Below are 22,905 nucleotides of genomic sequence, written 5' to 3'. Positions count from 1 at the left end.
AAGTGTTAGGTGCTGGCTGTGAGATGCGCGGTGGCGGTTGGGGTATCCGTATCGAGTTGAGGATCTGTGGGGGTGGGGCGAAGTTCGAGGATGAAGCGGGCGCCGGTGGGGAGGTTCTTTTCGGCGCGAATGTTGCCCTGGTGCTCCTGCACGATTTTGGCGGCGATGGAGAGGCCGAGGCCGGTGCCGCGCTGCTTGGTGGAGAAATAGGGGAGGAAGAGGCGCTCGCGCATCTCGTCGGTGAGGCCGGGGCCGGTGTCGGCGATGGAGAGCTCGACCATTGCCGAAGCGCCTGGGTTGTTGGCGAGAATCCGGGTGGTGATGTGGAGCTCGCGGAGGAGCGAGTCCTGCATGGCCTCGGCGGCGTTATCGATGAGATTGGAGAGGGCGCGCTTAAGGGCTTCGGGGTCGGCGAGTACGAGAGGGAGACGCGGCGCGAGCGACTTGATGACGCGGATGTTTCCGAGCCGGCCGGCGAAGAGTGCGAGGGAGTTTTCGACGATGGTGTTGAGGTCGGCGGGGCGGGGGCGCGCGGTGGGGAACTCGGCCAGCGCGGAGAACTGGTCTACAAGCGATCTCATCGTCTCTACGGACGATGAGATGACCTCTGTGGAGCGCTGGATGACGGCGGGCGAGGGGGACTGCAGGCCGTGCTCGCCGAGCAGAGCGTTGAGGCGCGGGATGTGGCGCTGAATGAGCTCGGCGTTGAGCGAGATGGGAGTGAGGGGGTTCTTGATCTCGTGCGCGACGCGGCGGGCGACCTCCTTCCAGGCGGACTGTTTCTGGGCACGGAGGAGCTCGGAGGCGTCTTCGATGACGAGGACGTAGCCGAGGTGTGTGCGGTCGGAGGAGCCGGAGACCTCAAGCAGAGCGACGGTCGCGGAGAGGTGCTGCGTGCCGGTGGGCGAGGACATCTCCATCTCGGCGGAGGCGGAACCCATGCGGTGCGCGCGGCGGAGGAGGCGGTCGAGGGTGTCGATGATGTCGGCGGGGAGGACGTCGGCGAGGGCGAGGCCGACGAAGTGGCGCTGGCCGCCGGGGTCCAGCATTTCAGAGAACGCGCGGTTGACGAGGACGATGTGACGGTCGGCGGAGAGCGTGACGACGCCGTTGGGGATGGTTTCGATGATGGTCTCGAGCTCGGTGCGGCGCTCCTGGAGCGCGTAGTTGAGCTCTGAGAGCTGCAATGTGGAGCGGGCGGCGGTGTCGTGGGCGGATTCGAGGTCGGCGGCCATGGCGTTGAAGCTGACGACGAGCTCGCCGAGCTCTTCGGTGGCGGACTGCTGGACGCGGTGGGCGTAGTCGCCGGCGGCGATGGCCTCCATTGCGTCGGCGAGGGATTCGATGGGACGCGTGACCTGCTTGCTGAGATGCAGCGCGAGCCAGCTGATGGCGAAGAGCGCGAGGCCGGTGGTGAGCAGCAGGAGCACCATGTAGAGGGCGCGGATCTGGCGACGCTCGCGGAAGAGAATCCAGTAGGCGTCTGCGGAGCGACGCAGCCGGACTGAGGTGGCGGCGATGCCGGGAGGGATGGGCAGGCCGACGACGACGATGCCGCCCTGACGGAGACCGGCGGTGGCGAGGCTGTAGTCGACTCCGGCGATGGTGTAGAAGGGCTCGTCGCTGCGCTGGGCAGCCTGGAGAATGGTCTGCTGGATGGGTCCGCGGAGGTGAGCGACTTCGAGCACGGGGGCGTTGCTGGGGCTTTCGTCGGTGGAGCCGTCGGGCGGGCGGAGGCTGGTGATCTCACCGGCTGCGGCGGTCTGCGGGACGTGCATGGAGAGGACGGCGTTGTTGTCGCGGTAGATGAGGACGAAGCCGCCCTGGAGGCTGAGCTCGTGCTCCTGGAGAGTGCGCTGGGCGGAGGCGAGAGCGGCGGGTGTGGGTGCTGGCGTGGCGCCAACGGGTGAGTCGGCGAGCTGCGCGGCGATGGTGCCGGCTTCAGCGCGGGCGTTGGCGACGGTGTAGCTGAAGAGCTCGGCGGCGGTGCGGGTGGCGTCGTCGCGCATCTGCGTGACAGGCTGCGAGAACCAGCGGTCGACGGCGCGGTTCATCAGCAGGTAGCTGAAGGCGAACATGAAGACGAGCGGGACGAGCGAGACGAGAACCGCTCCCCATAACATGCGCGTGCGCAGGCGGGTACCAAGGACGCGGCTGCGTTGGTCGGCGTAAAGCTTGAGGACGTTGCGGACGAGCAGCACGAGCACGCCGACGAAGAGCAGGAAGGCGAGGACGGAGAGCGCGACGAAGACCAGCGTCTGGATGGGCGAGGCTGGATTGAGGAAGGTGAGGTTGAAGGCGTTGAGCGTCGCGAGCGCGAGGAAGAGTATGAGCAGACTGATGCCCAGGGCGACGACGAGATTTCCGCGGCGGCTGGAGCCTTGTGCCATGGAGGCAGTTTACTCGTTTGAGGGCTGCTGCGGGGTCATGCCGATCGTCTGGAGCCACGTCTCCACCAGTTGAGGCCATGCGGTGATGGGCTGTTTTGTGCGTCGCAACCCGAATGCGTGGCCGCCGTGGGCGTAGAGGTGCATCTCTACGGGGACGTTAGCCTTCATCAAGGCGATGTCATAGATCAGCGATTGCTTGACGCCGTCTACGTGGTCGTCCTCGGCTTGAAGCAGGAACGTGGGCGGAGTGTTTGCTGTGACAGGGATATCCGGATTCAGTTGAAATTCTTTCGTTGTGTTTTCCGTCATGTGGCCGGGATAGATCGCCACAGCAAAATCAGGACGGCAGCTGACACGATCGGCCGCGTCGATGGGTTGGTAGGCACGGTGTGCGAAGTGCGTGCTGATGTTGGTTACCAGATGTCCGCCTGCCGAAAATCCAAGCACGCCGATCTTGTGCGGGTCGATGTGCCAGTCTGCTGCGTGGAAGCGGACGAGGCCCACTGTTCTTTGTGCGTCTTCTAACGCCGTGGGCGCTTTCGGATGAATGTTGCAGTGGCAATCGTCATGGTAGGCGGGGCCCGAATCCGGCACGCGATACTTTAGCAGCACGCAGGTGATTCCACGCGAGGTCAGCCAGTCGCAGACCTCCGTGCCTTCAAGGTCGATGGCCAGGATGGAATAGCCTCCGCCGGGGAAGACCACCATTGCAACGCCCGTGTTCTTTCCTTGGGGCGAGTAGATCGTCATGGTTGGCTGCGAGACATTGCTTATGGCGGTCCATGGTCTGCCCGCGACGAAATCGCTGGCCCTGGCTGTTTTCTCGGCATACTCCGTGCCGGGGACGGGCTGGAGGTCGGGAGCTGCGGAGGGCCATATCGGCAACTGTGTGTGTCCGGGTGAGGGTTGCCAGGTGAACTTTTGCGCTGCTAGAGAGCTGAATGCTGCTGCGAGGCAAAGAACTACGCATGTGAGAGCGGTGGGGAACGACTTCATGAACTTTCTCCGCACGCAGGATAGAGCAAGACGTATTGGCAGGTGAGGTTCGTCTTTGCAGAAGGCACAGACCGTCACAAGGAAACGGCTGCGTCCAGTGAATATGGACGCAGCCGTTTCCTTATGGGGAGTTGCTTCTGACTCGTGTTTATTACGGGTGGACGTGGCTGATTGGCTTGTAGTCGCGGTCCTGGGCCTGAGCGACGGCGCGATAGGTGAGGAAGCCGTTGAAGGTGTTGACGCCTTCGGCGATGCCTACGTCTTCGCGGATGGCGACGCTGGCACCGAGCTTGGCGAGCTTCATCACGTAGGGGAAGGTTGCGTTGGTGAGCGCGAGGGTACTGGTGTTGGGGACCGCCGCGGGCATGTTGGTGACGCAGTAGTGGACGACGCCGTTGACCTCGAAGACGGGATCAGAGTGCGTGGTGGGGTGAGCGGTCTCGATGCAGCCGCCCTGGTCGATGGCGACGTCGACGATGACCGCGCCCTTCTTCATCTTTTCGACCATGGAGCGGGTGACGAGCTTGGGTGCGGCCGCGCCCGGGATGAGGACGCCGCCGATGAGCAGGTCGGCCTCGCGGGCGGCGCGCTCGATGTTGTACGTGTTCGAGGCGACGGTGAAGACGCGGCCGTTGAAGATGTCATCGAGCTCGCGGAGACGGTTGAGGTTGAGGTCGAGGATGGTGACCTTCGCGCCCATGCCGAGTGCGATCTTGGCAGCGTTGGTGCCGACGATGCCGCCGCCGATGATGGCGATGTTACCGGGAGGAACGCCGGGTACGCCGCCGAGCAGAAGGCCACGGCCACCATGCTCCTTCTCCAGGCAATGCGCACCGACCTGTACGGAGAGACGGCCTGCGACCTCCGACATGGGAGTGAGCAGCGGGAGTGTGCCGGCCTTGTCGCGGACGGTTTCGTAGGCGATGCCGGTGACGCCTTTGGAGAGCAGCGCGTCGGTAAGTTCGCGCAGCGGGGCGAGGTGCAGATAGGTGAAGAGCACGAGGCCGGGGCGGAAGTGGTAGTACTCGGCCGGGACGGGTTCCTTGACCTTGACGACCATGTTAGCGTTGGCCCAGACATGGTAGGCCTCGCCGACGATTTCGGCGCCGACAGCCTGGTACTCGTCATCAGGAAAGGAGGAAAGAGCGCCTGCGTCGTGTTCGACGAGGACTTTGTGCCCTGCTTCAACAAGGGCGCGAGCGCCGGCTGGAGTGATGCCGACGCGACTTTCGTGGTCTTTGAGTTCTTTGGGGACACCGATGATCATTGCGGCCTCAGTGTATCGTAGACGCTGTGAAACGGCGAACAAACGCAGAAGAGAGAGTGCGTCCGGCGGAAGGCTCGTGGTGGGTGTGGCTGTTCGCGCTGGCGATTGGCGCGGTGTTTGTGCTGCCGCACATGGTGCGGATCGCGGAGGTGGGGTATGCAGCGTACTCGCCGTTTACCGCGCGGTCGCCGAGCGCGATGGTGTACGACGAGACGTTTCTCTATAGCGCAGAGGCCAACTATACGCTCACACGCCACGCGCCTGCGTATGACGACACATGGGAGCATCGCGCGGCGGTGTATCCGTATTCGATTCTTCCGACGGCGGCGGAAGCTCTGCTGGCGGCGGGGCTGCACAGCCTGAAGCTGGCGCATGTTGTGGCTTCGTTTGTGTTTCCGTGCCTTACGGCTTTGCTGTTGATGACGATCTTTATCCGCGCCGGAGCAGGGCGCGTGCTGGCGGCGCTGTTGGCGCTGGTGGTGCTGGTGGTGGCGTTCTCACCGATGACACTGCTGATGAATGTGCGGGCGTTTGTGCATCATGCGCAGGGGGCGCGCGTGGTGGATACGCTGCAGGCGGCGCGGTCCCCGAACCCAGAGATGACGTTTCTGCAGTTTGCAGGGGCGCTGCTGCTGCTGGCGATGGCGATTCGGCGGCGGTCGTGGGTGTGGGCTGCGGGTGCCGGGTTGCTGGGCGGGTTGCTGTTCTTCAGCTATGTGTACTACGCGATTGCGTGGACGGTGCTGCTGGGTGTGTTGTCTGCGGTGGCGCTGGTGAGGCCGAGTGTGGTGTCGCGCGTGGCTTGGATCACGCTGGCGAAGACGGCAGTGTTTGCGGCTATGTTTTTGTTGTGGGAGCATGTGTCGAAGGCAGATGGGAACTACTTCGTTAGAGCGGTGCGGATCGGGCTGTATCACTCGCATCTGGTGGTGGGGGAGAACCTTCGGGAGACGGAGTTCTGGACAGCGCAGGCGCTGGTGTGTGCTGCTGTGTGGTTGTGGCTGCGGCGTCGTGCTGGCGGGGAGTTTACGGATGCGCTGATGGTGGTGCTGCTGGCGGCTATGGCTGGCGGACTCGCTGGCATGGACATGCAGGTGGTGACGGGGTTCAACGTGCAGCAGGTGCAGCACTATCCGCACATGGTGCTGCAGCCGGTGGGCTTTATGATGATGGCCGTTCTGGCAGCGATGGTTTGGCCTGCCGGGCGTGCGGGCGTGGCTGTGGCGGGCGTCGGGTTCGCGGTATTGCTGAGTGCGGCGATGATGGCGCAGGTGGAGGGTGGGCGTGATACGGCGTCGATGCACGCGATGCCACAGGCGGAGCGTGGGCTGTTTGCGTGGCTGAATGCGAAGACGCCGGTGGGTTCGGTGGTGGCGACCGATGAGCTTGAACTGTCGATTGTGCTGCCGGTGGAGACGCACAATAGCGTGCTGTTTGCGAACGGAAGCCGCTCCAGTGCGAGCGACGATGAGCTGTTGGAGCGGTTTCTGCTGGCGAGCAGGCTGGTGGGCGAGCCGAGCGAGGTGGTGGAGAGCGAGTTGAGCGGAGAGATGCCTGCCGATGTGGCCGAGCCGCCGGCGAACTACTCGCTGTACCTGTTCGAGTTTTCGAAGAAGTATCAGCGCAGGCTGGCGGAGCGACGCGTGGCGCCGGCGTGGATTCCGGTGCTGCTGCAGCGATACGCGACGATGGACCTGGCGCAGGAGCTGCAACGGTTTCGCGTGGACTATGTGTGGGTGCCGACAGGCCGTATGCCGGTCGCTGTGACAGGGTGGCGGTACGCGGAGGCGTTTTCGTCCACTGAAGGTACGCTTTGGCAGCTGAAGCGGGATTGAGGGCGACTGGGCGGGAACCGCGTATAACACTTCCCCCCTGCTGACAAGGCCGTACAATGAACAGGCAGGGCCCCAGAAGCCCAATTTCCCCCTTTTTAGGAACTGACCGGTCTCATGTCTTCAAAAAACTTCCAGATGCGTACGTCGCGTGTAAGCAACATGCGATCCATCTTCTCTCTGTTCTCGAGCGATCTGGCGATCGACCTGGGCACGGCCAACACGCTCGTGTACGCGCATGGGAAGGGCATCATCGTGAATGAGCCTTCGATCATCGCCGTGCACCGCGTGACGGGCGAAGTAGAAGCCGTGGGCAAAGAGGCCAAGGACATGCTGGGCCGCACGCCGGGGAACATCATCGCCATTAAGCCGATGAAGGATGGCGTCATCGCCGACTTCAAGCAGACGGAGAAGATGCTGAACTACTTCATCCAGAAGGCGCACAACCGGAAGATGATGGTGCATCCGCGGATCGTGATCGGCGTACCTTCGGAGATCACGCAGGTGGAGAAGCGCGCCGTTATGGACTCGGCGTACCGCGCGAAGGCGAGCGAGGTGCACCTGGTTGAGCAGGCGATGGTGGCCGCGATTGGTGCTGGTTTGCCGATTACGGAACCGGGCGGCAATATGGTTGTCGATATCGGCGGCGGGACTACAGACATTGCCGTTATTTCGCTGGCGGGCATTGTGTACTCGCGGTCGGTGCGTATGGCCGGCAACCAGATGGATGAGGCCGTTGCGACCTATCTGAAGCGCAAGTACAACCTGCTGGTGGGCGAGCGCACGGCGGAGCAGATCAAGATCGAGATCGGGTCGGCGTTTCCGCTGGACAAGCCGCTGACGATGGAGATCAAGGGGCGCAACCTGATCGAGGGCGTGCCGAAGACGATCACGATTGAAGACTCGGAGATTCGCGAGGCGCTGGGTGAGTGCATCGCGACGATCATGAACGCGATCCGTGTGGCGCTGGAGCGGACGCCGCCGGAACTGTCGGCGGACATTTCGGACCGCGGCATTGTGCTGACGGGCGGTGGGGCGCTGATCAAGAACCTCGACAAGCGGATTCGTGAAGAGACTGGGCTGCCGGTGTCGATTGCGGATGATCCGTTGGCCAGTGTGGTGCTCGGCACGGGCAAGATGTTGAGCGACTTCCGGCTGCTAAGGAAGATTTCGATCGACTAGAGATAGTAAGTAGCAAGAAGCGAGGGCTGCCTGAGTGGGCGGCCTTCGTGCATTTTGATATTGTGTGCGATGCCTGAATCGTGTCTCGACAGGTATGATGGTCGGCAACTTATGGAAGCTACCTCTGTTGCCCTGCCACCCAAACGCCATTACCCGATCCTCGACGGGCTTCGCGGCGTTGCTGCTATCATCGTCGTCACGTTTCACACGCTTGAGGTGTACTCGCATGGCGACCATGCGAAGCAGATTCTTAACCACGGTTACTTAGCGGTTGATTTCTTCTTCCTGCTGTCGGGCTTCGTTGTGGCGTATGCCTATGATGACCGATGGAGTCGGATGACGCTGGCGGGATTTGCCAAACGCAGGCTCATCCGGCTGCAGCCGATGGTGGTCATGGGTTCGATCATTGGGGCGATCTTTTTCTACTTTCAGAGCGGGCCGACGTTTCCGCTGGTTGCTGGCACGCCGGTTTGGAAGCTGCTGCTGGTGATGCTGATTGGCTGCACGCTGATACCGTTGCCCGTGTCGATGGACATTCGCGGCTGGCAGGAGATGCATCCACTAGATGGGCCAGCGTGGTCTCTGTTCTTCGAGTATGTTGCGAATATTCTGTATGCGCTTGTGCTGCGGAAGATTTCGAACCGCTGGTTGAGCCTGCTGGTGTTGCTCGCGGCTGGATTTTTGCTGCAGTTGGCATTGACGGCGCCGAGCGGCGATGTGATCGGCGGCTGGAGCATCACAGCGACACAGTTGCACATTGGCTTTGCGCGGTTGCTCTATCCGTTTCTGGCCGGTGTGTTGCTGATGCGGCTGGACTGGCGGATCAACGTGCGCAGCGGCTTTGCGGTGTGCAGCGTGTTGCTGGCGTTGGCACTGTGCCTGCCACGGGCGGGATCGCCGCAGCATGTGTGGGAGAACGGCCTTTATGATGCGCTGTGCATCCTCATCGTTTTTCCGCTAATCGTTGCGGCGGGCGCGGGAAGCGCGGAGTCTGGAGGATGGTTGCAACGTCTGAGCAAGTTTCTCGGCGACCTCTCGTATCCGCTGTACATCACACACTATCCACTGATTTATATGCAGACGGCGTGGGTGATACAGAAGCATCCGACGTTTGAGCAGAGCGTTGTTGTGGATGTACTGTTGATCGTCGTCGCGATCTCGATTGCGTATGCCAGTCTGAAGCTCTATGACGAACCTGTCCGCCGCTGGCTCAGCGCGAAGTTTGCGTGAGCTGGAGCACTTGCTGACGAAGCTGCCTGCGTGCGAGATGTGCTAACCCCGTCAGGCGGCTGTTTCAAAGGCAAGGCGAACGCCGAGGGCCTGGGCGACCTTGAGGACGGTGCCGAACTCAGGATTGCCTTCGGCGCTGAGGGCGCGATAGAGGCTTTCGCGGGAGACGCCGGCGGCGTGGGCAACCTCGCTCATACCGCGGGCGCGGGCGACGACGCCGAGAGCATCGGCGACGAAGGCGGGATCGCCGGTTTCGAGGGCTTCGGTGAGGTAGGTTGCGATGGCCTCGGGAGAGTCGAGGTAGGCGGCGGGGTCGAAGGGTTTAGTTTTGGCAGCAGTCATAGTTCCTCCTTGGCCAGCTTCTTTGCGGTTGCGATGTCTTTGTTCTGCGATGACTTGTCGCCGCCGCAGAGTAGAACAATCAAGAGGCTGCCGCGCTGGATGAAATAGACGCGGTAACCCGGGCCGTGCGGGATACGAAGTTCGCTGACGCCTTCGCCAACGGGTTTGATGTCTCCGGGATTGCCAAAGGCCAAGCGGCGGACGCGAACGGCGATCTTGGCTTTGGCGCGATCATCGCGGAGTTGACTAAGCCATCCAGCGAAGGTCTCGGTTTCGCGGATTTCGATCACAGGACGATTGTAGCCTATAAGCTACACTGTAATCTCCCAAATTCTGATCTAAGAGTCGAGGCATGGGGTGCGGCGACACCGCAGTTGTAAGTTTAAGTCGACTCTTCCATTTCGAGGACCTGTCCATAAACCGGCCCGAGTCGGTCTTCTGCAAGTTGTGTAAGCAGCTTTGGGTTGATGCTTGTTGAAGAGTAGGCGCCCTTTTTCTTCCAGGAGTCACTGTCAAGCCATTGGGTGCAGTCGCCTACCTTCTTGATGAGGGTGTCGTGCTCAACGACATACCAATCCTTGTTCTTATGAGGAAATGCGATCCAAAGATCCTTGCCGATGTATTTCTTGTCAATAGTAAGTCTGGACTTCAACTGCACTTTCAGTGTTGAGATGTCGCCTGCGTTGTAGGCGAGGAAGTCGGCACCATGCCAATCGTCGGCGAGTTTGATGCAGTTGAAGCCGTAATCCGCAAAGGTCGCAGCAATTTTCTGGAAATTAAAAAGCTCCTTCTGTTTTCCGTTGAGGTTCTTGTAAGGGATTGGCTTCATGTGGGTATGTATATTTGCCATTCAGACTCCTTGCCGAGGGCATTTTATGCCGGGCTTTCAGCCCTTGAATCTATTTAAGGATCTCCTTACCTAGGCCTTCGGCCCAGGCTGGGATGTGGCCGCGTCGGTGGCGCTATAAGGCGACAGCAACGGCAATTGCAAACGCAGATTCCCTGCGGGAATGACAACGAATAGAAGCAATGGAAGGCCGCTAACGACCCATCCAGCCGCCATCTACGGTGAGGACGGTGCCGGTGACGTAGTCGCTGGCGGGGGAACTGAGGTAGAGGGCTGCGCCCGCCAGGTCTTGCGGTTGGCCCCAGCGGTTGGCAGGGATGCGTTCGAGGATCTGGCGGTTGCGTGTCTCGTCGGCTTGCAGGGCCTCGGTGTTCGTGGTGGCGAAGTAGCCGGGGGCGATGGCGTTGACCTGGATGCCGCGTGGGGCCCACTCGTTGGCGAGGGCTTTGGTGAGCTGTGCGACGCCGCCTTTGGATGAGGCGTAGGCGGGGACGCGGATGCCTCCCTGGAAGCTGAGGAGGCTGGCGATGTTGACGATCTTGCCTTTGGCGTTGCGTGCGAAGACGTCGCGGGCGAAGAGTTGCGAGAGCTGGAAGACGCTGGTGAGGTTGACCTGAAGCACCTGTTGCCAGCTCTCGAGCGTGGTATCTACGGCGGCGTCGCGGTGGATGGTGCCGGCGTTGTTGATGAGGATGTCGACCTGGCCGAAGTGCGCGTGGACGGCGGAGTAGAGGTGGTCCGCGCCTTCGGTGTTTGAAAGATCGGCCTGGAAGGCGGTGGAGATGCCGCCGGCGGTGGTGATGGCGAAGGCGGTCTCGGTGGCGGCACGGCGGTTGCCGTGGACGGCGACGGCTGCGCCGGCCTGGGCGAGGCCGGTGGCGATGGCTGCGCCGAGACCGCTGGCGGCTCCGGTGACGAGGGCGACTTTACCGTTGAGGCGGAAGAGATCGAGGATGTTCGAGTTCGGCATAGTTATGAGTCTACTTGCCGGTGGTGGAGATGAGATAGAAGGTGACGCTTTCCGCGGTGGTGCGCTTGTGCGGAGTGCCGCGCGGGATGATGAGCATGTCGCCCTTGTGCAGCGTGAGTTTCGTGGCGCCTTCGGAGGCGGGTGCGAGCCACTCCATGGGCTTGGTGTTGTGGCCGCCTTGTGGCGTGCCGCCTACCTCGTACTCGGTGCTGCCTTCTAGTATCTGCAGGATGTGGTCGCGGCCTTCGTGCCACTCGAACTCTTTGGCGGCCTTCTTGTCCTCGGTGGTGAGGACGACGGTGAAGGGAAGGCTGGCGGGGGTGAAGAGGTTGTCGTTGCCGGGCGTGGCCTGCAAGCGTTCACGGTCTGCGGCGAGCTTTTCAGCGGTGAAGAGCTGGAAGTGCTCGGGCGCGGCGGCGTCCTGCATGGGTTCCGCAAAGCTGGGTGTGGCGGCGAGCGCGGCGGCGGCGAGAGGGGCGGTGCGCAGGAAGTTGCGGCGGGAGGGTTGGTGTGCCATGCAGGAAAGTGAAGCATATCCAAACACATTTTTCCAGTGAGAGAGGTTTTTCGCGGAGAAGCTTGTGTTGTTTCGCCGCCATGCGGAATGGAGGCGCAATTGCGTGGCCTGTTGCGAGAGCTGTTTGTGTGAGCGGCTAGAATGAGGGGATGGAGATCAAACGCGTTGGCTCGCAGGCGTCCGGCAAAGGCCCGGTAGATTGGTTTACCGGGGCCGTTCGCGTGGACCCGCTGTTTCAGGCGGCTGATCCGGCGCGGGTGGTTGGCGCGAGTGTGACGTTTGAGCCGGGAGCGCGCACGGCATGGCATACGCATCCGCTGGGACAGACGCTGATTGTGACCGCTGGTTGTGGCTGGGTGCAGCGTGAAGGTGGCGTTGTGGAAGAGATCCATCCGGGCGACGTGGTTTGGTTTGCGCCGGGAGAGAAGCACTGGCACGGTGCGACGCCGACGACAGCGATGACGCACATCGCGATTCAGGAGTGGCAGGACGGCAAGACCGTCGATTGGATGGAGCATGTGAGCGACGAGCAATATCGGCGCTGCATGTGAAGTGCTGCCGCAAGTAAGTCGCGGTCGCTATACTTAGGACGCAGGTTTTCAGGGGAGAGATATGAAGCTGATGCAGATGGCGGATGCCGTACGGTATCCGAGGATGACGACGGCGGAGCTGCGCGAGACGTTTTTGCTGGAAGAGGCGTTCGTGCCGGGCGCGATCACGCTGGCGTATGTGGACCTGGACCGCGCGGTGCTGGGCGGTGCGGTGCCGACCGACAAGACATTGATGCTGGAGACCTATCCGGAGTTGCGTGCGGAGTATTTCTGCGAGCGGCGCGAGCTGGGCGTGTTCAACGTGGGCGGCGAGGGTACGGTAACCGTCGATGGCACAGCGTATGAGCTGGGCAAGCTGTCGTGCCTGTACGTCGGGCGGGGCAGCAAGAGCGTAACGTTTGCGAGCAAGGACGCGAGTGCGCCTGCTGCGTTTTATCTGCTGAGCTATCCGGCGCACACGGAGTATCCGACGAAGATGGTGACCTTCGCCGAGCTTGAGGCGGGCGCCGTGCATCTGGGCAGTGAGGAGACCTGCAACAAACGCTCGATCTACAAGGCGATCTTTCTGGATGGCATCAAGAGCTGCCAGCTGGTGATGGGCTTTACGCTGCTAGCTCCGGGGTCGAACTGGAACACGATGCCTCCGCATACGCATATGCGGCGCAGCGAGGTGTACTTCTACTTCGATGTGGATGCTGCGCAGCGTGTGATGCACCTGATGGGGCCGGCGGATGAGACTCGGCATCTGGTGCTGAGCGATCGCAGCATTGTGGTGAGCCCGGGGTGGAGCATCCATGCGGGCGTTGGCACCAAGAGCTACGGTTTCTGCTGGGGCATGGGCGGCGAGAACCAGCGCTATGACGATATGGACCCGGTGGCAATCGCGGATCTGAAGTGAAACAGGCAGCAGGGAGTAGGGAATAGAGTGGCGCAGGGAACGGCTACAGACGGATTGACGATTCGAGAGACCAAGGATTGCCGGTGGGACCTGGTCTCGCTGGGTGAGGTGATGCTGCGCTTCGATCCGGGTGAGCGCAGGATCGTGGGCGCGCGCAGCTTCGATGTGTGGGAGGGCGGCGGCGAGTACAACGTCGCTCGCGGGCTGCGGCGGTGCTTCGGGCTGCGGACGTCGATTGTGACGGCACTGGTGGACAACCCTGTGGGCAGGCTGGTGGAGGACCTGATGCTGCAAGGTGGCGTGGACCTGTCGCATGTGAGCTGGCATGAGTTCGATGGCGTGGGGCGGGCTGCGCGCAACGGTGTGTACTTTCTGGAGCGCGGCTTTGGGGTACGCGGCGGGCTGGGGATGATGGACCGCGGAGCGACGCCGATCTCACAGATGAAGCCTGAGGATGTGGACTGGGATGCGATCTTCGGTGGCGAAGGTGTGCGGTGGTTTCATACAGGCGGCGTGATGGCTGCGCTGAGTGAGAGCGCGACTGCCGTGGTGCGCGAGGCGATGGAGGCGGCGAAGCGGCATGCAACGATGGTGAGCTTCGACTGCAACTATCGTCCGTCGCTTTGGAAGTCGCGAGGCGGACGCAAGGGCTCGGTGGAGGTGAACCGCGCACTGATGGCCTATGTAGACGTGCTGTTCGGCCATGAAGGCGATATTGCCGCGACGCTGGGTGAGGCTGCGCATGGGCCGGTGTGGCATACGCTCGAAAGCTATGCGCCGATGGCGGAGCGCGTGGTGGCGGAGTTTCCGAACCTGCGGGCGATTGCGAGCACGGTGCGCAAGCCTGTGACGGCGAACCGGAATAGCTGGAGCGCGTTTGGCTGGATGAACGGCGAGACTAGTGAGGCGCTGAAGTTCGATGAGCTGGAGATTCTGGACCGCGTGGGTGGCGGCGACTCGTTTGCGTCGGGCGTGATCTATGGGCTGATGAGCGGAAACGGTTTGAAGTGGTCGCTGGATTGTGGTGTGGCGCATGGCGCGCTGGCGATGACGACGGCGGGGGACTCATCGATGGCGACGAAGGCCGAGGTGGAACGGCTGATGAGTGGCGGCGGTGCCGGAACGGTGCGTTGAAACAGGGGATAGACCACAGGGGATAGAGGATAGAGAAAGGCGTAGAGATGAAGAAATCGGACGTGTTAGAGCAGATTCGGAAGATTGGGCTGGTGCCGGTGCTGCGCGCGGAGAGCGAGTCGCAGGCGCTGGCGCTGGCAGGGGCCATTGCGGATGGCGGCGTGACGTGCATGGAGGTGACGATGACCGTGCCGGGTGCTCTGAAGGTGATGGCGCGGCTGGCAAAGGAGCGGCCGGAGATTCTGCTGGGTGCGGGGACGGTGCTCGATGCGGAGACCGCGAAGGAGTGTGTGGGTGAGGGCGCGACGTTCATTGTGAGTCCGGCGTTCGATGAGAAGACGGTCTCTTACTGTCGCGCGCATGAGATTGCTGTGCTGCCGGGAGCGCTGACGCCTACCGAGGTGATCCGTGCATGGGATGCGGGTGCGGATGTGGTGAAGATCTTTCCGGCGAGCGCGATGGGTGGGGCGAAGTATCTCAAGAGCCTGAAGGCGCCGTTGCCGAACATTGAGATGATTCCGACCGGCGGCGTGAGCCTGGCTACGGCGCATGAGTTTCTGGATGCAGGTGCGTATGCGTTGGGGGTCGGTGCGGACCTGGTGGATACGAAGGCGATCCGCGGTGGGCACCCGGAGACGGTGACGGCGCACGCGCGGAAGTATATGGAGATCGTGAAGGGCTTTCAGGCAGGGTGTTTGATCTAGCGTCAGTAGCCGTAGGGCGCGCGCGTGGTCCAGAGGAATGGCTGGCGGATGGGGAAGCTGGCGGCGATATCGGTGGGGACAGCAGGCGGAGTAGTGCGCCAGAGCTCGACGTATTCGGACTGCTCGTAGGCGCGGCCGGTGAAGAGAAGGCCGGGGCGGCGGCCGGGCAGCTCGCGGAAGTGTTCAGCGTCGGCGATGCCGGGCCACTTGCCGGGGTCTTTCAGGATGGGGAAGAGCCATGCCGCTGTGCTGCGCAGGCTGACGCCGTCGATTAGCTCGGAGGGCCAGAGGGGGTCGAGGGGTGAGTCGAGCAGTTGGCATGCGCCGCAGAGCAGATCGAAGTTGAAGAGGGTGTTGCGGAAGGGGTTGGCGGTGGCCATCTCCTGCGGGAACTGGCCGGCCTCGCTGACCTGGTTGCGCAGGGTGGGGTGGCGGAAGCGCTTGCGGCAGGCATCAAGCGTTGCGTCGTCGCGCTGCGAACGGGCGATGGCGGCGACGAGCAGAAGCCAGGCGGAGGCGCGGTGGTCTTTAGTGTCGCGCTCTATGACAGGGCCGTGCGCGGTGTTTAGCCATTGGTTGAGGTCGACGAGCCAGGCGTTGATGGGGTCGGTGTGGACGGCGTCGGTGAGGAAGCTGATGGAACGCGCGATCTCGGCGGCGGGGACGAGGTCTACGACGGAAGGTGGGGTCGCAGATTTGGAGATGGGTGCGGGCAGCCAGTCGGCGAGTTGGGCGAAGGCGGCAAGCGCGTAGCTCTCCTGCTGCGTGAGGACGAAGGCAGCAGTGAGTGCGGCGACGGAGGCCGAGACGTTCATCAGGCCGGTGGGCTGCGCGTTGAGTGCGATGGCCGCGTCGGCGAGGATGTGGTCGTGCTCCATCTCGGCAACGCTGCGGCGGGCGTTGGGCTGCCGCGCAGGGAGGCGCGCAGCGGTGATGGCAGCCGCTGCCGCGAGGGTGAAGCGCCGCCGTGTGAGGTTCAGTGCCATTGCGGGTGAGCGTAGCACGGAGCAGTAAAGACTGTTAGGGCGTCGGTAGCTGCGAGCGGTCCCAGCCTCCGCCGAGGGCGATGATGAGGCTGACGGTGGAGTCCATGCGGCGGCGAAGGATGTCGATGTCGTTTACCTCGTTGTCGAGCGCGGTGGTCTGCGCGGTGATGACCTGGAGGTAGTTGTCGACGCCACCGACGTAACGGTTGTTGAAGATGCGTTCGGACTCGAGGGCGGCAGCGGTGGCGCTGTGCTGCTCGTCGGATTCCTGCGAGAGGGTGTGCAGGGCGACGAGGTTGTCTTCGACCTGCTGGAAGGCGGTGAGGACAGTCTGCTTGTAGGCAGCGGCGTTGCGGTCGAAGAGTGCGATGGCCTCGTCCTTGATGCCGTGGCGGCGGCCACCATCGAAGAAGGTGTATCCGAGGCCTGGACCGAGAGAGTAGACAGCCCCTGAGGGATTGAAGATGGTGCTGAGAGAGCCAGTGGTCGAATAGCCGATGGCACCGGAGAGGTTCAGGGAGGGATAAAAGGCCCCCTGAGCGATGCCGATGGCCTCATTGCCTTCATCGGCGCGGCGCTCGGCGGAGGCGATATCGGGACGGCGCTCAAGGAGTTGTGACGGCAGGCCGGGAGGGATAACCGGGGGGACCGTGGTCTCCGGTAGCGGTGAGTTGGGTATGGCGAGGTCCGCAGGGGGCTTGCCGATGAGGATGGCAATGGCGTGCTCGAATTGGGCGCGCTGGATGGTGATGTCGGTGGCGAGGACCCTTGCGGCGTCGAGCTGGGTTTGGGCCTGGGTGACGTCCGACTTGGCCGCGACACCGCCGTTGAAACGGTTGGTGGTGATGCGGACGGCTTCCTGGTACTGCTTGACGGTGGCGTTGAGCAGTTGCTGCAGAGAGTCGGCGGTGCGTAGCTCGAAGTAGTCGATGGCGAGGGTGGCCTGGAGAGAGAGCAGGATGCTCTCGCGGTCTCCGGCGGTGGCCTGGACTTCTTCTTTGCCCGCGGCGATGTTGTGGCGGACTTGTCCCCAGAGATCGACCATGTAGTTGATCTCCAGGGGATACTGCGTGGTGCTGCCGGTGGCTCCAAAGGCTGAAGGTGCGCTATTGAAGTAGGAGCCGAGGCCGTAACGGCCTGCGCCTACGCCGGGATCGATGCCGAGGGTGGGGAAACGGTCGGCCTTGCGAACGCGAACCTCAGCTAAGGCTGCACGCAGGTTGGCGTCGGCCTGGCGGAGGGTGAGGTTCGCGGTCTCAACCTGGGGTTCGAGGGTGTTGAGCTGCTGGTCGTTGAAGACGGTCCACCAGGAGCCGCGAGGGATGGCGTCGTAGGGCTGGCCGGGTTTCCAGGTATCGTCACCGGTGGCTGTGGGTTGGGCGCTCTTGTAGTCGGCGGGAACGGCTTCTTTGTAGGCCGGCGGCGCGGGTGTGGGCGGCACCTTGTACTTGGGACCTACGAGGCAGCCGGTGAGCAGCATGGGCAGCGCCGAACAGATTGGCAATAGTAGTCGGCGGCCAGGATGAGATGGTCGCGCTGCGGAACCCGGTACGGTCATTGCGCCTCCGAGTTCTGGTTGGCGATGCGGACGGCCTGGCCCTCCGCGATGGAGTCGGAGGGATCGAGGATGACCTGATCGGAGGCGTTGAGGCCGGTGGAGACTTCGACGGCCCTGCCGTCGTCCTTGCCGATGGTGATGTGCTGGAGATGGACGTGGCCGTCGCGAACGAGCGCAACCTGGAGGCCCTGGGCGCGGAAGAGCAGCGCGTTGGTAGGCACGGAGAGCATGCGGCCTTCGAGCGGCACCTTGAAGTGCACGAAGACGTACGCGCCGGGCAGGAGCTTGCCACCGCGGTTGTCGACGTCGACCTCGACGTTGAGCGTGCGTGAGTTGGGATCGATGGCGTTGGAGTTGCGTGTGACAGTACCCGTGAAGGACTGGCCGGGATACTCGTCGAGTGTGAGAGTGGCCTTGTCGCCGTTGTGGATGTCGGGGGCGTAGACCTCGGGGACTTCGACGAAGACGCGCAGCTTGTCGGTGGAGGCAACGCGGAAGAGCTCCTTGGTGGTGTTGCTGGAGGTGGAGGAGCCTGCGTCGATGAGGTCTCCGATGTCGGTGTTGCGGACGGTGACGACGCCGGAGTAGGGAGCGTAGACCTTTTCGAAGGACTGGAGCTGTTCGAGGCGGCGGACATTGGATTCGGCGGCTTCTACTGCGGCGCGTTTGGCGGCAGCACCGGAGACGGCCACATCGGTCTCCTGCTTGGAGACGGAGTCGGACTTCAGCAGGTTTTGGTAGCGCTCCGAGGTGACGTTGGCGAGGTTGAGATCGGCCTGGGCGCTCTTGAGATCGGCGCGGGCGACCATGAGCTGCTCGTCGAGCTCGGGTGTTTCGATGGTGGCCATGAGCTGTCCCTTACGGACGTGGCTGCCGATGTCGAAGAACCAGTTTTTGAGGTAGCCGCTGGTGCGAGCGTAGATGGGGGTGTCGACGAAGGCCTGCGTATTGCCGGGGAGTGCGAGTTCGGAGGCGGCGCCGGCGGCGAGGGGATGAATGACGTTGACGAATGGTGTGGCGTTGGCGTCGGTGGTCTGCACGAGGTGGTGCTCGTCAGAGAAGTGCTGGACGAGGCGGTAGGCAATGCCAAGGCCGATGACGACCGCTACGATGATGACCGTGAGCCGGACGCCGGGAGTGATACCGCGCGGTGGTTCGCCATATTCCGTGGCGGGCGAGGTGGAGTCGGCGTTCATGTGTGGTTGGATATCGTTGCCAAGGGGGGACATGCTGAGGTCTCCGGAGTTCGCCTTGAATTCAAGGGTACTGCGTTCTAGTGTTGAGGGACCGCGGGCGTGGCAGCGGTGTTCGGTTTGTGTTTGCTACCGCTGTGCAATAGGGCGAAGACAGCTGGAACAAAGATCAGAGTGGCGAGCGTGGCAAAGCTGAGGCCGCCGATGACGGCGCGGCCGAGGGGAGCGTTTTGCTGGCCACCGTCGCCTGCGCCGAGGGCCATGGGGATCATGCCAATGATCATAGCCAGGGCCGTCATGCAGACTGGGCGGAAGCGGGTGGCACCCGCTTCGACAGCGGCTTTGACCGCGTCGGCGTGCTCGGCGAGTCGCTCCTTGGCAAACGCGACAACAAGGATGGAATTGGCTGTTGCCACGCCCATGCACATGATGGAGCCCATGAGAGCGGGGACCGACAGTGTGGTGTGAGTGAGCATGAGAAAGAGCACGATGCCTGAGATGGCCGCTGGGAGCGCCGTGATGATGATGAAGGGATCGAGCCAGGACTGGAAGTTGACGACGATGAGCAGGTACACCAGGACGATGGAGAAGCCAAGGCCGAAGAACAGGCCTGTGTATGAGGCATTCATCGTCTCAACCTGTCCGCGAACGGTGACGAAATTACCGCGCGAAAGATTCTGCCGATTCTTGTTGATGATGCTCTGAACGTCCTTGGCGACAGAGCCGAGGTCGCGGTCCTGCACGTTGGCGTAGATGTCGAGCGTGCGGCGAACGTTGTAGTGAGTGATGATAGGTTGCTCGGTGCCGGGCGTGATGCTGGCGACGTCGGTTAGAATCTCGGGGGACTTCGCGTTAGGTGAGGTGACGGGGATATTCTGGATGTCCTGCAGAGACTGAATGTTGTACTGCGGTGTCTGCGCGACGATGTTGTATGTGACGCCGTTCTTAGGGCTGAGAAAGAACTGTGGCGAGAGCTGCGTAGAGCCGGAGAGGATGTTGAGGGTCGAGGCGCCGACGTCGCGTTGCGTATAGCCGCCCTGCAAGGCCTTGGTGCGGTCGACGTTGACGTTGAGGACCGGGGAGTCGTCGGGCTGCTGGATGCGGAGATCAACTAAGCCAGGAACGTGGCGCAACTCGTCGAGCATGGTGGCGGCGACCTTGCGGTTGCCACGATTGTCGGTGCCGTCGATCTGGATATCGATGGGAGCGGGCAGGCCGAAGTTGAGGATCTGGGTCACGATGTCTGACGGCAGGAAGTAGAAGGTTGTTCCCGGATATTCGCGGGGCAGCTGTTCACGAAGGGTGCGGACATAGTCGGCGGTGGGGGAGTGGTCTTCCTTGAGGGAGACGAGGATGTCGGCGTCGGCGGCGCCGAAGAGACCGCTGGTGGCGTGTTGGGTGTTGAGCGTGGAGTAGGGCAGCCCGATGTTGTCGAGGATGTTGTCCATCTGATCGGGCGGGACAGTCTTGCGGATGGACTGTTCGATCAGGTCGCAGAGACGGGCCGTCTCCTCAATACGGGTGCCGGTCTTGGCGCGGACATGCAGGATGAACGAGCCGTTGTCCGTGTTGGGAAAGAAGTTCTGGCCGAGGAACGGAACGAGCAGCAGGATAAGCACGCAGAGCAGCAGCCATGCGGGGATGAAAAGTTTGCGTATCTCAACGAGACGCGCCAGCAATGCGACGTATGCCGTGCGAATCTTCTCGAAGACCCGCTCAAACGATCGTTGGAACAGCACGAGCGGGTTGCGGGTCGGCGCGAGATGATCCTCGTGCGCTTTGAGCAGGTACATCGCGAGCGTGGGAACGATCGTTCGGGAGAAGAAATAGGAGGCCAACATGGCGAAGACGACGGCTTCGGCAAGCGGCACAAAGAGGTATCTCGACACGCCCGCGAGGAAGAACATGGGCAGAAAGACGATACAAATAGAGAGCGTGGCGACGAGGGCGGGAATGGCGATCTGCGCCGCGCCGGCGAGAATCGCTTCGCGCAGCTCGTAGCCCTCTTCGAGATAACGGTTGGTGTTTTCGATTTCGACCGTCGCGTCGTCGACGAGGATTCCGACGGCAAGCGCGAGGCCGCCGAGGGTCATGATGTTGATGGTCTGGCCGAGGAAGCTGAGGATAATGATCGAGGTCAGGATCGACAGCGGAATCGAGATGGCGATGATGAGGGTCGATCGCCAGGAGCCGAGGAAGAGCAAGATCATCAGCCCGGTGAGCGCGGCGGCAATGACGGCTTCGCGGATGACTCCGTTGATAGAGCCGCGGACGAAGATGGACTGGTCGCCGATGGGTGTGATCTTGAGGTTGGGCTGATTGACGATGGCCCTGATGCGCGGCAGGATATCCTTGATGCCCTGTACGACCGAGAGCGTAGAGGCGGAGCCTGACTTGAGGACGACGATGAGCACGCCGCGATGGCCGTCCTGGCGGACGATGTTGGTCTGCGGGATGGCGCCGTCGGCGACGTTGGCGACGTCTTTCATGTAGACGGTAGCGCCGTTGACCTGCTTGATCGGAAGGTTATTGAGCCCTTCGATCGTTGAGGGTGTGGAGTTGAGCCGGACGTCATACTCGGCTGTGCCGATCTTAGCGGTGCCGCTGGGCTCAACGACGTTCTGGTTATTGAGAGCATTGAGAATGTCAGTTGGGGAGAGACCTTCGGCCTGCATGCGCTTGGGGTCAAGGTTGACCATGATGGAACGCTGCTTGCCGCCGTAGACGTTAGGAATGACGGCGCCGGGTATGGTGACGAGCTGGGGGCGGATGAAGTTGAGTCCGATGTCGTTGAGCTGCTGCTCGGAGAGGCCTTTGCCGGAGAGGCCGAGCTGGACGATCGGCACGCTGGAAGCGGAGAAGTTGATGATCTGCGGCGGAAGGATGCCGGGGGGCAGCGAGCGGAGTTCGAACTCAGAGGCCGCGGAGACCTGAGAGTTAGCGGTGTCAAGCGAGGCCCCGGGCTGGAGGTACATCTTAACGATGACTTGGCCGTTGAGAGTGGTGGACTCGATATGCTGAATGTTGTCGACGAGTGTGGTGAGCGTCTTCTCGTAGGGCGTGGTGAGACGGCCTTCGAGCTCCTCGGCATTGAGGCCTGTGTACTGCCAGGCGACCGAGACGACAGGTATGTCGATGTTGGGAAAGATGTCAGTTGGCGTGCGAAGGATGAGAACCGGGGCAGCGATCAGGATAAGGATCGCGAGGACGATAAAGGTATAGGGCCGGTTTAGCGCCAGCCGAACGATTCCCATGGAATGGCAACTCCGTATCGAAAGCCGTGCGAAGGAAGTCGCAAGTGGCGTTCTATCTCTATTAGAGACTGAAAACTATGGTTAAGGTCTAACAGTTCTTTCCGGGTGAATCCATCGGTTATGCCGATAGAATGAAGGCATGGAATTGAGGCACCTTCGATATTTTAGAGCGATTGCGGATTATGGGAGCGTCACTGCCGCGGCAAAGCGTCTGCATATTTCTCAATCGGCGATCAGCGAGCAGATTCTTGATCTTGAGGATGAAGTTGGAGGGCGACTGCTGGATCGCTCGTCGCGCAAAATCCGACTTACGGTACAAGGGCAGGTTTTTCTGGAAGAGGCACGCAAGACGCTGGCAGCGGCCGAGCGTGCAGTGGACCTGACACGGCAGTCTCTGCAGGGGGAGGTGGGGACCTTGTCGATCGGGTTTTTCCTGTGGGGGTCGGGTGGGTTTTTCCCGCGCATCATTCGCGAGTTTCGGCGGCGGCGGCCGGGGATACGCCTTTCGCTGCTAGACATGCATGCGAGTGAGCAACTGGTTGCGCTGGAAGAAGGGCGCATCGATGTGGGACTGACACGGCCGTTGGAGCCTCCGTTCGACCGGACGCTGAATTCAGAACTCTTGTACCGCGACCCGATTGTGGTGGCAGTGCGCCCGGATCATCCGTTTGCGCGGCGGCGGGTGACGATCAAACAACTGGCTGATGAGCATGTGGTGCTGTGCGACCGCAAGGCGTCCCCAGTGATATTCGACAAGTTTGTGGCTCTGTGTGCTGAAGAGGGTTTTACCCCGAAGATTGTGAACACGTCACCGACGTGGTCGGGCGTGTTGACGCTGGTGGAGGCGGGTGAGGGTGTGGCGTTGGTGCCGTCGGGCGTACGTCATCTTCGCACACGCGGCCTGGCGTTTAGCACATTCGAGCCGAACCGTTTGTCTCTGGGGCTGTCGGTGGTATGGAAGCGTGGCAATCAGGGAGTGGCTCTGGGGGAATTTCTGGCTCTGTTAGGCGAGAACAAGGCCAAGATCCAGCGTAGTGGGGGGAATTAGTCGGAC

Annotated in this window: 20 protein-coding genes; 8 read left to right on the top strand and 12 right to left on the bottom strand. The window is 62.1% G+C overall.

Going from position 1 to position 22,905, the window contains the following annotated elements; translation table 11 throughout:
* Positions 1–5 precede the first annotated feature (5 nt).
* The 3 genes from GOB94_RS03700 to ald form a co-directional block, all read right to left on the bottom strand.
* A complete protein-coding gene (locus GOB94_RS03700; RefSeq protein ID WP_182277559.1) occupies positions 6–2,390 on the bottom strand; it encodes an ATP-binding protein in 2,385 nt (794 codons plus the stop codon).
* Positions 2,391–2,399: 9 nt separating this feature from the next.
* Positions 2,400–3,140: an alpha/beta hydrolase gene (locus GOB94_RS03695; RefSeq protein WP_255484207.1), complete on the bottom strand. Its 741-nt coding sequence runs from the start codon at positions 3,138–3,140 to the stop codon at positions 2,400–2,402.
* A gap of 397 nt (positions 3,141–3,537) precedes the next feature.
* Positions 3,538–4,653, bottom strand: coding sequence for an alanine dehydrogenase (ald, locus tag GOB94_RS03690; RefSeq protein ID WP_182277557.1), 1,116 nt, complete (start codon positions 4,651–4,653; stop codon positions 3,538–3,540).
* A 56-nt stretch (positions 4,654–4,709) separates the two neighbouring features.
* On the opposite strand from ald, the gene GOB94_RS03685 reads away from it, so the two are divergent.
* The 3 genes from GOB94_RS03685 to GOB94_RS03675 all read left to right on the top strand — a co-directional run bounded on the left by GOB94_RS03685 (position 4,710) and on the right by GOB94_RS03675 (position 8,897).
* Positions 4,710–6,488 carry a hypothetical protein gene (locus tag GOB94_RS03685; RefSeq protein ID WP_182277556.1) on the top strand — a complete coding sequence of 593 codons (1,779 nt, stop codon included), beginning with the start codon at positions 4,710–4,712 and terminating at the stop codon, positions 6,486–6,488.
* Positions 6,489–6,647: 159 nt separating this feature from the next.
* Positions 6,648–7,667: a rod shape-determining protein gene (locus GOB94_RS03680; protein WP_182278414.1), complete on the top strand. Its 1,020-nt coding sequence runs from the start codon at positions 6,648–6,650 to the stop codon at positions 7,665–7,667.
* Between the two features lie 111 nt (positions 7,668–7,778).
* Positions 7,779–8,897 (top strand): acyltransferase, encoded by a 1,119-nt coding sequence (locus GOB94_RS03675; RefSeq protein ID WP_182277555.1) that lies wholly within the window; start codon positions 7,779–7,781, stop codon positions 8,895–8,897.
* Between the two features lie 51 nt (positions 8,898–8,948).
* On the opposite strand, the gene GOB94_RS03670 is transcribed toward GOB94_RS03675, so the two are convergent.
* The 5 genes from GOB94_RS03670 to GOB94_RS03650 form a co-directional block, all read right to left on the bottom strand.
* Complete coding sequence (locus GOB94_RS03670) at positions 8,949–9,239, bottom strand: addiction module antidote protein (RefSeq protein WP_182277554.1); 291 nt, start codon at positions 9,237–9,239, stop codon at positions 8,949–8,951.
* Positions 9,236–9,529 (bottom strand): type II toxin-antitoxin system RelE/ParE family toxin, encoded by a 294-nt coding sequence (locus GOB94_RS03665; RefSeq protein WP_182277553.1) that lies wholly within the window; start codon positions 9,527–9,529, stop codon positions 9,236–9,238. Before GOB94_RS03665 ends, GOB94_RS03670 begins: the two co-directional genes overlap by 4 nt.
* 92 nt (positions 9,530–9,621) lie before the next feature.
* Positions 9,622–10,089, bottom strand: a complete 468-nt coding sequence (locus tag GOB94_RS03660; protein WP_220464989.1) for a hypothetical protein — start codon at positions 10,087–10,089, stop codon at positions 9,622–9,624.
* A 190-nt stretch (positions 10,090–10,279) separates the two neighbouring features.
* Positions 10,280–11,056, bottom strand: a complete 777-nt coding sequence (locus tag GOB94_RS03655) for a glucose 1-dehydrogenase (protein WP_182277552.1) — start codon at positions 11,054–11,056, stop codon at positions 10,280–10,282.
* A gap of 10 nt (positions 11,057–11,066) precedes the next feature.
* Positions 11,067–11,573: a twin-arginine translocation signal domain-containing protein gene (locus GOB94_RS03650; protein WP_182277551.1), complete on the bottom strand. Its 507-nt coding sequence runs from the start codon at positions 11,571–11,573 to the stop codon at positions 11,067–11,069.
* A gap of 149 nt (positions 11,574–11,722) precedes the next feature.
* Here GOB94_RS03650 and GOB94_RS03645 point away from each other — a divergent pair, with 149 nt between their 5' ends.
* The 4 genes from GOB94_RS03645 to GOB94_RS03630 all read left to right on the top strand — a co-directional run bounded on the left by GOB94_RS03645 (position 11,723) and on the right by GOB94_RS03630 (position 14,860).
* Positions 11,723–12,124 (top strand): cupin domain-containing protein, encoded by a 402-nt coding sequence (locus tag GOB94_RS03645; RefSeq protein WP_182277550.1) that lies wholly within the window; start codon positions 11,723–11,725, stop codon positions 12,122–12,124.
* 61 nt (positions 12,125–12,185) lie between these two features.
* Entirely contained in the window at positions 12,186–13,022 is an 837-nt protein-coding gene (gene kduI, locus GOB94_RS03640) for a 5-dehydro-4-deoxy-D-glucuronate isomerase (protein WP_182277549.1), read from the top strand.
* Between the two features lie 27 nt (positions 13,023–13,049).
* Entirely contained in the window at positions 13,050–14,156 is a 1,107-nt protein-coding gene (locus tag GOB94_RS03635) for a sugar kinase (RefSeq protein WP_255484206.1), read from the top strand.
* A gap of 47 nt (positions 14,157–14,203) precedes the next feature.
* Complete coding sequence (locus GOB94_RS03630; protein ID WP_182277548.1) at positions 14,204–14,860, top strand: bifunctional 4-hydroxy-2-oxoglutarate aldolase/2-dehydro-3-deoxy-phosphogluconate aldolase; 657 nt, start codon at positions 14,204–14,206, stop codon at positions 14,858–14,860.
* Positions 14,861–14,862: 2 nt separating this feature from the next.
* Here the strand turns inward: GOB94_RS03630 and GOB94_RS03625 are convergent, their stop codons facing one another.
* From GOB94_RS03625 to GOB94_RS03610, 4 genes are read right to left on the bottom strand one after another with little or no spacing between them, the layout of a single operon-like run.
* Positions 14,863–15,846 (bottom strand): alginate lyase family protein, encoded by a 984-nt coding sequence (locus GOB94_RS03625; RefSeq protein ID WP_182277547.1) that lies wholly within the window; start codon positions 15,844–15,846, stop codon positions 14,863–14,865.
* 34 nt (positions 15,847–15,880) lie between these two features.
* Positions 15,881–17,350 carry an efflux transporter outer membrane subunit gene (locus tag GOB94_RS03620; RefSeq protein ID WP_255484205.1) on the bottom strand — a complete coding sequence of 490 codons (1,470 nt, stop codon included), beginning with the start codon at positions 17,348–17,350 and terminating at the stop codon, positions 15,881–15,883.
* A 50-nt stretch (positions 17,351–17,400) separates the two neighbouring features.
* Complete coding sequence (locus tag GOB94_RS03615; RefSeq protein ID WP_255484204.1) at positions 17,401–18,633, bottom strand: efflux RND transporter periplasmic adaptor subunit; 1,233 nt, start codon at positions 18,631–18,633, stop codon at positions 17,401–17,403.
* A 44-nt stretch (positions 18,634–18,677) separates the two neighbouring features.
* Complete coding sequence (locus tag GOB94_RS03610) at positions 18,678–21,851, bottom strand: efflux RND transporter permease subunit (RefSeq protein WP_182277545.1); 3,174 nt, start codon at positions 21,849–21,851, stop codon at positions 18,678–18,680.
* A 139-nt stretch (positions 21,852–21,990) separates the two neighbouring features.
* Between GOB94_RS03610 and GOB94_RS03605 the strand changes: the two genes are divergently transcribed.
* A complete protein-coding gene (locus GOB94_RS03605; RefSeq protein ID WP_182277544.1) occupies positions 21,991–22,899 on the top strand; it encodes a LysR substrate-binding domain-containing protein in 909 nt (302 codons plus the stop codon).
* The last annotated feature ends 6 nt before the right edge of the window (positions 22,900–22,905 follow it).

The sequence above is a fragment of the Granulicella sp. 5B5 genome, from assembly GCF_014083945.1.
Lineage (GTDB): Bacteria > Acidobacteriota > Terriglobia > Terriglobales > Acidobacteriaceae > Granulicella.
This window is presented reverse-complemented; position numbering and strand designations above follow the sequence as displayed.